Here is a 12,528-nt window from a genome sequence, read left to right on the forward strand (position 1 = left end):
GAGCCGCTTGCCGCCACACCGGCACCGAACGCCGGGGGCTGAGGACGGTTGGATCGGCCGGCCGCAGTCGCCGCAACGCCGCGGCAGTGCGCTCAGGAGTCGTCGGCGCCGCGGATGGTGGCGCGCGTCGGCCGGTTCCGGCTGGCCGGCCCAGGTGTCGTCGGGGTGCCGGTCGTGCCGGTCGTGCCGGTCGTGCCGGTCTTGCGTCCGCGCCGCGAGCTGGAGACGACGTAGGGCTCGATCAGGTCGTTCGGGGTGGCGCCGAAGATGTCACACAGCGCGGCGAGGAACGCCATGTTCAACCGCTCCGGTTGCCCGGTCACGATCCGGTAGACCTGCGTGGAGGTCATCACCACGCCCCGATCAGCCAGCAGCGGCACCAGATCGGTGGTCGACTGCATGCCGTGCTCGTTCATCAACTTGCGCAGATGCCAGTGATAGGCGACGGTCTTGGTCATAGCGATCAGCCTTCCTCAATAGCCGGTGGTGGCGTGAATGCGCTGTCGAGGGCGCGGCGCAGGGTGCGGTTGCGGTAGTCACCGGACACGCCGGTGTAGAGGGCGGTGGTCGAGCCCCACCGGTGGCCGACCTGCTGCTGGACGAACAGCGGGTCGAAGCCGTCCTCGATCAGATGTGTCACATAGGAGTGCCGCAGACAGTGCGGATGCAGCACCGGGTCCAGGCCGAGGTCGTCACGCCAGTCGGCGAACCGGTCATCGACGTGATCCAGACGGATGCGGCTCTGCCGCTCGGTCGGCCACAAGATCGCCTCGTCAGCGACGTCGAACCGGGGCCGGACCTCACTGACGTACTCCTCGATCACCGGCCTCGTCCAGTCGAACACCGCCAACACCGCCCGACGCCGCGGTGGCGAGCCCTTCATGGCCTTTCCCCAGCGGACGTTGCAGACCCCGAACCGGCCGAACTCCGGGCCTTGGGGGTTGCGGGTGAAGTCATGCAGATCCAGCATCGCCGCTTCCCGGCGGCGCAGCCCGAAGGCGTAGATCATCTTGAACAGCGTCGCGTCGCGGAACATCGTCTGCCAGCCCTTGCGGCCCGACGAGCGCGCCCGATCCACCAAGTCATCGGCATAGTCGAAGAACGCCTGCAACTCGATCCGGCTCAGGGGCCGCACCGCTGGCCGTGCCTCGTGATCGCCGGTGTGGACGACGGTGTTCCACTCATGGCAGACCTGCACCGGATGCGTGCCGAACAGCTCCTCACATCGAGCCGCCCACCCGTAGCGGTGATCGGTCAGATAGTCGCAGAACAGCGCCACCGCGTTCTGATAGGCCCGCACCGTCGAGACCGAAAACGGCCGCGCGCCCGAGACCAACGACGTCGTCCACTCCTCGACATCAGCCGGCGACCACTCCCACGGCGGCGTCCCGCAGAAGCCCGCGAACCGGCGCACCTGCGACGCCCTGGTCTTGATCGTCTGCGCCGCGAGCATCCGCGAGGTCTGCTGCGCCGACCAGCCCGCCAACATCTCATCGAAGAACTGCTCCGCCGGACGCAACAGCGACACATTCCCGGGCGACGGACCAGACCCTGAACTCGGCCCCAGGCCGCCCGTGAACACCACGACATGACCTTACATTAAAAGTAAGAATCCTGCATCAAATGTAAGATCAGGCGCGGAACCGCTGGTCAGGCATGGGTGCCGCTGCTAGATTCGACACCACCTCAACCACGCGGAACCCCGAGAATCCGGCTTACATCTAACGTAAGAATCCTACATTAGATGCATTTTCCGAGATTAGCCCTTGACGGTCACGTGGACGTGATCGAAGTGGTCAGCCGTCGGGGAGCCGCGGCTCCCCATAGGACGCCAGCCCTCACTGTCGCGCTGGACCGACCAGATCTCCTGTTCATAGATCAGGTAGTCGATGCCGAGCTTGGCGTGGTTCTTCTGCAGGAAGTCGCGGATCTTGCGGCCTTCTGCACCGGAAACCATGACGTCCAGCGAGTGGCCGGTGGCGTGCTCGCCGCGGTTCGCCAGACCGTAGTAGGTGGCCACGTCGGGGAACTGGTTGCACACCGCTCGGTAGACATCGACGGTGTGCTGTTGCAGCCCCTTCTCCACCTCTGACCCTGCCTTGCAAGGCTGGGAGGAGACGGACCCTCCTCCGACGTCGTCGCTCAGGCTCATCTGGGCCCACACGAGGTTGTGGTTGGACGGCACCGGCCCTTCTCGGTCCTCTGGCAGCTCCTGACCCCATTCCTTCACAGGTGTCTTGGCACCGTCGGCGAGCACGTGATCGGCCCGGCGCGAGTTCTCCGGGAACGAACCGGCGTCGTTGACGGAGTCGAACTGGTCGTTCGTGCGGTTCTTGGTCTGCTGCTCGGCCGAGGTGAATCCCTTGGAGTCGTAGAAGTCGGCTACTCGGGTCTGCGCACCCGTGCCGGGGAATCCGGTGTTGAAGGAGCCGGCATACAGCGTCGGCGTGCCTGGGTGGTCGCGACGCAGTTGCCCGACAGTGCGCTCGGCGACGCGGACCTGATCCAGTCGGCGTCCCTCGTCCACCGCCGTCGACCCTCCCTGCGGGTGCAGGGTTGTCACGATTAGCTTCTCTCCGGTTCGAAGATCTCGCAGGATCTGCGCGATGCCGTAGCGGCCGCCGCCGATCCCGAAGGTCTTGCCTGGCAGCGCTTTCCCGTTGTCACCGGCGGCCGAGAACGCTGCCGGGTTGACGAAGATCGCCTGCGAGTGCCCCTGGGATGCGACCGAGTAGCTGTCGGAGATCTCGTCGGCCAAAGCCTTGGCCTGGTCCTCCTCGCCGGTGTTCTGCACGGCGATGATGTCCGCGCCTGAGTTGCGCATCGTCTCGGCCAGCTGCGGGATCCTCTCATCAGCCGGATCGAGGTTGTCGTCGCAGCCGGTCAGGCACACGTTGTACGTCGCCATCTTGACCTCGGCTGTCTTGTCGTCCTCGATGGATGGGCAACCGGTGGAGTCGTTGGTGGGCAGGGTGGTGCCGCGCAGCGCCTTGTACAGGTCCTTGGCGACCGGTTCCCACTTGTCGTACGCCGTGGGGTGTCCGGACCTCTGCGCGGCTTGTCCGGCCTCGCCGAGAGCCATGGACGCCCAGCCGTCGACATCGAGCAGACCGGGCGGCTCTCCCCTGTGAGGTCCCTTCGGTCCGCCGTAGAACGCCTTGGTCGATCGTGGGACGTCCATGATCTGCGCCCGGGTGCCCCATCCGGTCGACGGCCGCTGCTGGAACACCCCGACCGAGTCACGGTCACCGTAGTTCAGGTTCTCCAGCCGCGACTCCTGCAGCCCGACCATCAGAGCGATCACCACGGCCTTCTCGTTCGCCACCTGGGTCCCGACGTCGACGAGGGTCTTGGCGATGTCCATCTGGGCGGAGTCGAAGGTGACCTGCTCGCCTTCGCCGTTCTTGGACCGCAACGAGCGAGGACTCTTCGATGTCGACGTCGAGCTCGCAGAAGCCTCGGTTGCGGTGCCGTCTCCGTCCGGCTTGCCTGGGGCATCGGATCCCAACTCGACCCCGCGTTCCTTCATGAACGACAGCGGGTCGATGGGCTTGCCGTCGTCGTAGATCGAGAAGTGCAGGTGCGCGCCAGTGGAGAACCCGGTGCTGCCCTCGACACCGAGCTGCTGCCCCGCCGAGACAGTCTCTCCGGCGGAGACCTTCAGGGAACCCATCGCCATGTGGGCGTACCGCGAGACGATGCCGCCGCCGTGCTCGATCAGCACGTTCACACCCCACGCGGGTTGCATCCCGGCCACCTTGACCGTCCCGGCGGCGGCCGCATGGATCGGCGTTCCCCCTCCATTGGCGATGTCTTGACCGTCGTGCAGCTTCTGCACCCCGGTGATCGGGTGCATGCGCGGACCGAACGGCGATGTCAGCCGGCCCTTCATGGGTGCGGTCCAGTCTCCGGCGACGGCACGGGCCTGCGTCGTGCCCTCGTCGTCGCTGTTCGAGCAGACCGAGACCCCAAGCCTCCACTGCAACGCGAGGTCGTAGATCCCCTCAGCGTCCTCGCCGACTGGCTCGAGGGCATCGTCGAGATCATCGAGGGCGGACATGTAGATGTCTCGGACCTGCTCGGCGGCCTTCTCGTTGCTCTCCCCGGTGCCGATCCGGCGAACCTGCCCCGCTCCATCGGCAGCGTCGACCAGCGCCGCTCCGGCGTCCAGGTCAGGCACGGCGTCGGGAGCGGCATCGTTGGCGCCGCGGGAGATGAGAGTGGCGACGAACCGGGTCTGGTCCTCGATGTTCGCAGCCTGGTCGTCATCGAGAGCTTCGATGCCGAGGTCTTCAGCGACGGCATTGGCTTCGGCCAGGTCCATGCCGTACGGCTCGCCCGCCTCACCCGAGCTGCTGGGTGCTGGGTCGAGCTCGAGGTCGCCGAAGTCGGGCACCTGTCCGTCGGATCGCTTGTAGGCGATCGCGGCCACAAGCTCCCAGGGAGTGTCGGTGCCGTGGGTCGCTTCGTCGATGGCGGTCATCGTGCGGACGGGGACGCCGTCGGTCTGGGCCGCTTCGCCGGCGTTGGCGCGAGCATTGGTGTCGAAGCCGTCGGTTCCGCCGGTCAACGAACTGACCACCATGAAGAGCGAGCCGACGAACAGCACCGGGATCGCGCAGATCGTCACGATGATGCGCCGGCGGACCTTCTTGGACGCGAGCGCACCGACCCCGGCACCGATCGCGCCACCGACCACCGTGCCCGCTCCGGGGGTGATCTTGGATCCGATCTGGGCGCCGACCTTGGCACCCTTGCTGACCTGCTTGATCCCGCCGGCCTCGGACCCGTCGGCGTTCCTGCCCTTCAGGACGTCCTTCGCGGCTGTGACGTCACCGAGTCCCTTGCGTGCGGCGGCCTTGTTGACCGCGGCCTTCCCCGCCTTCTTGCGTGCGCCACCGGCGTTCTGCCCGGCTCGGTTTCGGGCATCGCCCGATTGCCGCGCTTCGTCGGTGCTGTCGGGCGTACGGGAGTGCTTCGGATCGGGCGTGGCAGCCATGACGTCGGCCTAGCTTCGACGCTGCCGCGGCGCCGGCGTCACTGGCCGGGGTGGGGTCCGCAGATCGGCGCCGGGGGTTCTCTGGGTTCCGACCGGGAAGTACGAGCGTCGTCGCCACTCCAACAGCGCGGTCTGCCAGCGCGTTGGCGCCGCGTCGGACTTGCGCAGGTTGTGCCCTGAGCAAGCGGCGACGAGGTTCGCCATGTCTGATGCCCCGCCGCGACTCCAGGGGTGCCAGTGGTCGGCGTGCTCGGCCGGACGCCGGCAGCGGAAGAGACCGAACCGAGTGAACTCGCACCGTCCCTCGGCACGGTCGAACCCGATCCGGCGCTGGTCGACGGTGAACAGGCGTTGCGGGTCCCGGCTCGGTGATTCTCGGCCGCTGAACGATGTGACGAAGACCAGCAGCGCGACGATCGCTGCGGCTGAGGCGGCGGTCTTGGGGTGCGACGCGGCGGCCCCGGAGATGACGTGGACGCCTTCGACTGCGCTCGCGGCGAAGCGGTTGTTGAACCGACTGGTTCCGGGGCCGGCGACGGCTCCGGTCGCGGAGACGGCGAGCGCGATGACGCCCACCCACGCGATGATCTTCACAGGACGCACCTCCTACTGGGGAACATGCGCCAGTCGCGGCGGCTAGAAGGGTGGCTGGATCTTGGCCGCGATCACCGCTTGCAGACTCATCAGCCGCCGCGCCAGGGGTCCGTCGAGGCTCGGGTCACCGAGGATCAGCTCGACCGTCACGGCCACCACATCCTCGACATCCGCGTCAGTGGGGGTCTCGCCCTGCCTCGTGTAGGCCTCGATGGTTTCGAGACCCCGCGCGATCACCTGCGCTCCCTGGGGTGAGTGCGGCCGGGTCAGAACGTGTCCTCGCAGCCAGGACAGCTGAGCCGAGGCCGGCATCGTCAGGACCTCGACGGGGTCGCGGCTCAGGTGCGCGATGCGGCGTGCCAAGACGTAGCGGGCAGCCTCCAGCGCCAGCGGCTTCGCCTTCTCGTGGTCGCCGCCGGTCAGGAGCCGCACGTCGTCTTGGCGGTGGTCGGCGAGAGCGATGATGATGGCTAGACCGTCGAGCAGACGATCGCCGGCGGTGGTCCTCACTGGGTGTTCCGCAGCTGCTGGCGGGCGGCGTGGTCGGTGAAGACCGCGGCGAACGCCTGGGCCTCCTCGAGGTGGCAGCGGACGTCGTCGATCGCGCGATGCGTCTTGCGCTCGTTGGCGTCAGTGAGGTCGTGTCCGACGGTGCGGCGGTAGAGCTCGCGCAGTGAACCGGCGTCGATGGGCCGGTAGTGCAGCAGCTGGGCAAGGTTCGGAATGTGGGTCTTGATGAACCGGAAGTCGAAGTGAGAGACGCCTGATCCGGCGAGCACGATCTTCGCCGGTCCGTCGGGGTGGCGGTGCGCGTCGATCGTCTCGATCAGGTTGGACTCCACCTCGGTCAGGGGGGAGGAGTCACCTGACTCGATGTCCAGCAGCAGGCCGTTCTCGCGGTGCATGGCCATGGCGTCGGCTTCACGCAGTCGGGTCAGGGATTCGGCGCGCCCAGGTGTGACCGCGGCGGTGAACTCGAACAGTGGGGTGAGCGCGTCGGTGGTGCCGATGGCGGCGACCTCGATGATCTCGGCGGTGTTCTCGTCCAGGCCGGTGGTTTCGAGGTCGACCTGCAAGATCGTCAGCGCCTGATCGGTCGTCATCGGTGGGGTGGTCACAGCGGAATCTCCTGCTGGTGTCGTGGCGGGTGGGTCGCGTTCTTAGTGGGCGGCAGCGGGACGGTTCTGCACAGCACGACGCCCCCGCCTCGGGGGTGCGGGGGCGTCGTGTGAACGAGCCTGGAGGAGAGGGGCTCGTTCTTCTGACCGGCCGGCCCGGTCAGAAGTCGTCGTCGGGATCCTCCTCGGGCTCCGACTTCGCCTTCGGCTTGGACTTGGTCGACTTCTTCGCCTTCGGCTTGGCCTTGGGCTCCTCGTCGTCGGCGTCGCCGTAGGGGTTCTTGGTGATCTCGGCCGAGGCGAAGGTGAGGTCCGGCGAGACCGTGGTGCCGATGACAGTGAGGAAGTTCTTGTCGACCTCCTTGCCGTCCATCTCGACGTCCTTGTTGTAGGAGTCGAATCGACCGGTGACCACGACTCGGGTGCCCTTCTCGATGGACTCGGCGACGTTCTCGGCGAGCGTGCCGAACACGGTGACCGGGACGAAATGAGCCTTCTTGTTGCCCTTTTCCTCGCTGCCGGTGTTCACGGCGACGGTGAAAAACGCTCGCGGGTCACCGCTCTGGCTGAACTTGAGCTGGGGGTCGGCGGTGAGGTTTCCGCTGATGGAGACGGCGTTGGTCATGATGGTGTCTCTTTCTCTTCTAGGCGCACAAGGCGCTCACTAACGGACCTCGGTTGGTTGGTCCTACTTCCTCTATGCGACGAGCCCAGAACCAGTCGACGATTTCTCTGAGCCCGCCGCCGTGGTCGCGACCTGCCAGCCACGAACATCCGGGTCCCCCTTCCAGGTGTCCGCCCGTGCCTCCGCGCTCTCACCAACGAGCAGGACCAGGTAACCGGCGCCACCAGTCAGCGGCACCCGGTAGGTGCCATCTGGTGTGGTGACGGCGTCGCGCGACCACAGGTCGGGGGCAAGCGCCAGGGCGGTCGTGATGTCGACGTCGCCGGTCAGCACGGCTCCCTGATGCCAGGCGACGCGTGAGGGCACCGAAACCACGATGCGCGTCCCCTCAGCATCGGTGGCCGACAGACGAGCGGCTTCGACCGGTGTCGGGATGCTCGGCGAGGGCTCCTGGGGGTCGCACACCGCCCGGTCCTGGGCTCGGTCGCGCTGAACTGACATGAAGTCGATGACCTGCGCATCGGGATCGACCAGACTCGCATCGTCGGCGGCGAGTCCGTCGACAACCCACATGTCATTGGCCGCGAACTCGGTACGTTCCACCACCACGTCGGAAACCACTCCGTCGTCGTCGGTGACCTCGCGAGTGAAGACCCGGCGTTGCGATCGTCCGAGCACGGCGACCACGTCACCGATCGTCGGCTCGCCGGAGCGCTTCAGCGCCGGAGCCAGAGACCGGTTCCACATCGTCACTGGCATCGCCTGCGTCGTGCCCTCGATTGTGAAAGACGCCCGCGAGCCAGGGAACACCTTCCACGACGTGAGGATGCCCAACGTCAGGAGGGTTCCGTCCGACTTGGCCGCCTTGGGCAGTGGCACAGGAGCCGCGGCGAAGCGGACTCCGTCGGCATTGACGTCAGCCGGCCGCCACTGCTTCAACAGCGGCTTCAGCTCCACCAGCGGCGACTGCCCGACCGTGAACCCCAGCCGGTGGCGTTGACGAGCCGAGCGCTCCAGCGTGCCCCACTCCAGATCCGGCACGTCGGTCTCGACGGCCTTGGCTGCCAGAGCGACCGTCAACAGTCCGCGCCGGGGGCCGAACTGATCGAGCGCCCCCGCCTCGATCAGGGCCTCGATCGTCTTCGCCGACAACGCCCGTGTTCCGCCGTCCTCACCGTTGGGAACACGGACCCGAACGAACAGATTCCGTACGGAGGTGAAGGGCCCGTCGGACTCGCGCTCGGCGACGATCTGCTCGGCGACCTGCCCGACGTCACGGATCTCGGCCAGACCGATCACCACGCGGCCGCCAACGGCAGTCGTGGTCGCCTGCGCGGTGTTGATGTCCGGTGCCTCGACGGCGATGCCCTCCTCGGCCAGTGAGTCCAGGACGAGCTTGCGCTTCTCGGCGTCCTTGGGAGTCATCGCCAGAACTGCCGCGCCGAACTCGACTGGCCAGTTGGCCTTCAGATAGGCGTTGATGAACGACAGGGCGCCGTAGGTGACCGAGTGCGACTTGTTGAATGCGTACTCGCCGGCGCCCTTGATGTCCTCCCACAGCCGCTCCGCCGTCCGCCGGAAGAACACCGGAGAGACCACTTCACCGTCCTCGTCGACGACCTCGGCCTCGGCGCCGTCGATGAGGTCGCGGCCGACCTGGTCCATCAGATCCTTCTTCTTCTTGCCGACGGCCTTGCGGAGCTTGGAGCGACCGGCGGCGTCGAACCCGGCGACGACGGTGCCCAGTCGCATCAGCAGCTCCTGGTAGATCATCAGGCCATGGGTGGGGTCCAGGACCGCTCCCAGCGCGGCGGCCTCGTCTGGGTCGTCGGTGTACCGGTCGTAGGCCACCTCGGCCGCGCCGGACTTGCGTGAGGCGTACTCGTCGTGGGCGCCTGAGGACATCGGGCCCGGCCGGTAGAGCGCGATGACGTCGGAGAGCTCCTCCAGGCTCTGCGGGGCGCTGGCGATCAGCAGATCCCGCATCCCCGACGAGTCGAGCTGGAACACGCCCGACGAGCGTCCCTCGGCGAGCATGTCCCAAGCAGCTCGGACCCGTGCGGTCTGCTCGCCGTCAGGGTCGGGCAGCGTGTCGATGCTCAGCTGCTCGCCGGTGGACTCGGCGATCATCGACAGGGCCTCGGCCACGCGGTCCAGGTTGTTCACCCCCAGCACGTCGAGCTTCAGCAGGCCGAACTGCTCGATGTCGTCGCCGTCGAAGCAGGCGATCGGTGAGCCGACGATCTTGCCGTGCTTGCGTTCGAGGCGCAGCGGGATCAGATCGTCGAGGTCGACGGCCGAGACCACGACCCCGCAGGCATGGATCGACTCGCCCTTGACCACATCCTCGAAGGAGCGCGCGAGCTCGACGACCTCATCGGCCTCGTCGCCGTGCTTGGCCACCTCGTCGCGGAAGTCCTGAGTCTTGTCGACCGACTCATCCAGCAGAGTCGAGAACGGCAGCGGCTTGCCGCCCTCGACGGGGACCTTCTTCGACAGCGGCTCACCCAACTTCGAGCCCAGAGCACGGGCGGCGTCCTTGATCGATGCCCGAGTACGGCTCAGCCCGAGGGTGCCGATCCTGGCGACCCGGTCGGAACCGTACTCGGCGACCAGGTGGGCGATGACCTCGTCTCGACGGCGGGCTTCGAAGTCGTAGTCGATGTCGGGCAGATCGGTGCGGCCGCGTTCGAGGAACCGTTCGGACAGCAGCCCGTATCGCAGCGGGTCGACGCCGGTCAGTCCGAGGGCGTAGGAGGTGGCGAACCCGCCAGCCGAACCGCGGCCGCGGCCGGTCGCGATGCCCTGGCTTCTGGCCCAGGTCATCATCTCCTCACCGATGAGGAAGTAGTCCTCCACGCCTGCTTCGGCGACCGTGTCGAGCTCGTCGCGCAGCCGCTCCTTCACCGGTACTGGCAGTGGGGCGCCCCAGCGTTCGACGGCGCCGGCCTTGACCTTGTCGTAGAGATGCTCGCGAGCGCTCACGCCGTCGGGGAGCCGGCCGTACTGCGGGAGCTTGCGCCCGGTGAGGTCGGCGAAGGGGTCGTCGCAGCAGCGATCGGCGATCTCGACTGTGACGTCGCAGCCGCGCTGCCATGCCTGGCCGGTGAACATGGCCCGCATCTGGTCGGCGGTCTTGACCCAGAACCCTTCGCCGTTGAACTTAAACCGTTTCGGGTCGTCGAGACGCTTGCCGGACTGGACCGCGAGCCAGGCTTCATGGGCGGTGGCCATCGCCTCGTCGGGGTAGTGGCAGTCGTTGGTGACCACGAGCTTGAGTCCGGCCTCGAGTGCGAGATCACGGAGCCTGCGCAGGTTCACCTGCTCGACCTCGATGCCGTGCTCCATGAGCTCGACGTAGACGTTGTCGACGCCGAAGACCTCCACGAGCCTGTTCAGGTTCGTCCGGGCCTCGTCGAGGTCGCCGCGGGACGCCGGGCCTGCGACGGGCCCACCCAGGCATCCGGTCAGGCAAATCAGGTCCTCAGCGTGCTCGGCCAGCAGGGCCGTGTCGGCGAGTGGTTTGCCGTGGAAGCTGTGCTGGGCCTTGTTGTGGATGGAGACGAGGTTGCGCCAGCCGCGAGACGAGGTCGACAGCAGCGTCAGGTGCTCGTTGGCCTTGGTCTTGGTCGCAGCACCCCCGGCGTCGTCGTCGACCGCTGAGACGTCACCGTCGGCGACCTGGACACGGTGGGGGTTGAAGCGGTCGTCACCGATGGCGAGGTAGGCCTCCATGCCCAGAATGGGTTTGATGCCTGCGGCGAGGCAGGCGTTGCGGAACTTGAACGCGCCGGAGAGGGTGCCGTGGTCGGTCAGAGCCAAGGCGGGCTGACCATCGTCTGCTGCGGCCGCCACCAGCCGGTCCATTCGCCCCAACCCGTCTAGCAGGCTGTACTCACTGTGAACATGGAGGTGCACGTAGCTGCTCATGCGCTATCCCTCGGCCCTGGCAGGACCCCTGCTTCGCAGAGGTCCTGCTCGATACGCCGCTTATTGGACAGGCGGATGAGTTTCCATCCGTTGGATTCCGCCCAACGGTCCTTGATGCGGTCGTACTTCTGACGGGTTCGAAGTCTCTCGACGGCTTCTTCGCGGCTCATGCCTCCGATCTGGATGACCTGGAAGTGAAAGAGGCCGTCGTACTCGATGAGTGTGCGGGTTCTGGGCAGCATGAAGTCGTAGCGAAGCGGCCTCTTGTTGCGGAGTGTGGGGTGCCCCCACTGGGGGACGAAGTCGATCCCATGCCTTTCTAGGAGTTCGGCGATCGCCCTCTCCTGTTGAGACGCCCCGCACGGTGGGCACCCGGATCCCCGCAGGTGCTCACCTGCGACAACCTCCCAGTCGCCGTGGTTGGGGCAGGTGATGAGGATGCGTGACCTCGTCGGGGTTCTGGGCCCTATGACGTGCTCGTACGTGTAGAAGCCCTCGTGCCGAAGGGACGCTCGTTCGATGAAGTCCTCGGTGGAGAGGGTGATCGAGGCTCGCCAGCATTCTCGGCATCCTTGCCCTTGCATCAGGTCCAGAGGTCTGCGTTCGAACGGTCCATGCTCGGCGCAGATCACGACGACTGGGGTGGTTACGTTTCGGAAGATCGCGGTTGAGAAGTCGTACTTGTTGCTGAACTGCTCGCGCATCCGATCTTCGAATCCCGATTGTCCGAGCGTCAGCACATGTCGCCGCACATCCTTAGCGCATTCCTGGCAGCCAGCTTCGTCGTTGATGTGGTTGTTCGGCGTCTGCTCGAATGGACCGTGTTCTTGGCAGATGATCGTGATCGGGGTCAGGCTGCCTCGATAGTCAGATGCTGAGTAGTCGTAGAGATCCCCATGAACGGCGCGAGCGTGGGCGATGAAGTCATTCGTGGAGAGTCGCATCTTCCTGCTGTGTCGGATGCGAGAGCACTTCATGCCGTCGGTGCCTTCGAGGTGTCGGATTGCGATTTGCTCGAAGGGGCCGTGCACTCGACAGATGATGGTGACTCGGCTCCTGGAGCCCTGGTAGTCCACCGCGGAGTAGTCGTACCGATCTCCTCGACGGTCTCGTGCACGAGCGACCCATTCGTCGGTCGTCAGCCGAGGGCGCCCCAACGGATTCGACTGGCGCCTCTTGGTGGGGATTGCTGCGGGCACGTCGACTCCTCTCTGTGGACTTCGACGTCATGCGGTGGGTGATGCTTCTATGCCAGTGCCGAC

At 66.5% G+C, this 12,528-nt stretch carries 9 protein-coding genes; all 9 read right to left on the reverse strand.

All coding sequences use genetic code 11. The annotated features are described in order from the left end of the window. Positions 1-92: 92 nt before the first annotated feature. The 9 genes from ACEVFP_RS14175 to ACEVFP_RS14215 all read right to left on the reverse strand — a co-directional run bounded on the left by ACEVFP_RS14175 (position 93) and on the right by ACEVFP_RS14215 (position 12,297). The gene (locus ACEVFP_RS14175; protein WP_322480290.1) at positions 93-458 is read right to left on the reverse strand and encodes a helix-turn-helix transcriptional regulator; all 366 of its coding nucleotides are present in this window, start codon (positions 456-458) and stop codon (positions 93-95) included. Positions 459-463: 5 nt separating this feature from the next. Next, entirely contained in the window at positions 464-1,489 is a 1,026-nt protein-coding gene (locus ACEVFP_RS14180; protein WP_375003843.1) for a tyrosine-type recombinase/integrase, read from the reverse strand. Between the two features lie 270 nt (positions 1,490-1,759). After that, positions 1,760-4,999 (reverse strand): peptidoglycan DD-metalloendopeptidase family protein, encoded by a 3,240-nt coding sequence (locus tag ACEVFP_RS14185; RefSeq protein ID WP_375000096.1) that lies wholly within the window; start codon positions 4,997-4,999, stop codon positions 1,760-1,762. Between the two features lie 9 nt (positions 5,000-5,008). Continuing rightward, positions 5,009-5,593, reverse strand: a complete 585-nt coding sequence (locus ACEVFP_RS14190; RefSeq protein WP_375000097.1) for an HNH endonuclease — start codon at positions 5,591-5,593, stop codon at positions 5,009-5,011. 42 nt (positions 5,594-5,635) lie between these two features. Further along, entirely contained in the window at positions 5,636-6,103 is a 468-nt protein-coding gene (locus tag ACEVFP_RS14195) for a hypothetical protein (protein WP_375000098.1), read from the reverse strand. After that, positions 6,100-6,696 (reverse strand): exonuclease domain-containing protein, encoded by a 597-nt coding sequence (locus ACEVFP_RS14200; protein ID WP_375000099.1) that lies wholly within the window; start codon positions 6,694-6,696, stop codon positions 6,100-6,102. The genes ACEVFP_RS14195 and ACEVFP_RS14200 overlap by 4 nt, the downstream gene beginning before the upstream one ends. Before the next feature lie 175 nt (positions 6,697-6,871). Beyond that, entirely contained in the window at positions 6,872-7,336 is a 465-nt protein-coding gene (ssb, locus tag ACEVFP_RS14205; protein WP_375000100.1) for a single-stranded DNA-binding protein, read from the reverse strand. 72 nt (positions 7,337-7,408) lie between these two features. After that, the gene (locus ACEVFP_RS14210) at positions 7,409-11,266 is read right to left on the reverse strand and encodes a DNA polymerase III subunit alpha (RefSeq protein ID WP_375000101.1); all 3,858 of its coding nucleotides are present in this window, start codon (positions 11,264-11,266) and stop codon (positions 7,409-7,411) included. Further along, positions 11,263-12,297: a hypothetical protein gene (locus tag ACEVFP_RS14215; protein WP_375000102.1), complete on the reverse strand. Its 1,035-nt coding sequence runs from the start codon at positions 12,295-12,297 to the stop codon at positions 11,263-11,265. The genes ACEVFP_RS14210 and ACEVFP_RS14215 overlap by 4 nt, the downstream gene beginning before the upstream one ends. Between the last annotated feature and the right edge of the window lie 231 nt (positions 12,298-12,528).

Origin of the sequence: Aeromicrobium sp. CTD01-1L150, from assembly GCF_041951745.1 — a bacterium.
In the GTDB taxonomy this organism is placed as follows: domain Bacteria; phylum Actinomycetota; class Actinomycetes; order Propionibacteriales; family Nocardioidaceae; genus Aeromicrobium.

Excerpts from the sequence above, each read along its gene's own strand:
- ACEVFP_RS14185 (WP_375000096.1), bottom strand. The coding sequence starts at position 4,999 with ATGGCTGCCACGCCCGATCCGAAGCACTCCCGTACGCCCGACAGCACC.
- ACEVFP_RS14180 (WP_375003843.1), bottom strand. The coding sequence starts at position 1,489 with ATGTTGGCGGGCTGGTCGGCGCAGCAGACCTCGCGGATGCTCGCGGCG.
- ssb (WP_375000100.1), bottom strand. The coding sequence starts at position 7,336 with ATGACCAACGCCGTCTCCATCAGCGGAAACCTCACCGCCGACCCCCAG.
- ACEVFP_RS14210 (WP_375000101.1), bottom strand. The coding sequence starts at position 11,266 with ATGAGCAGCTACGTGCACCTCCATGTTCACAGTGAGTACAGCCTGCTA.
- ACEVFP_RS14175 (WP_322480290.1), bottom strand. The coding sequence starts at position 458 with ATGACCAAGACCGTCGCCTATCACTGGCATCTGCGCAAGTTGATGAAC.
- ACEVFP_RS14200 (WP_375000099.1), bottom strand. The coding sequence starts at position 6,696 with ATGACGACCGATCAGGCGCTGACGATCTTGCAGGTCGACCTCGAAACC.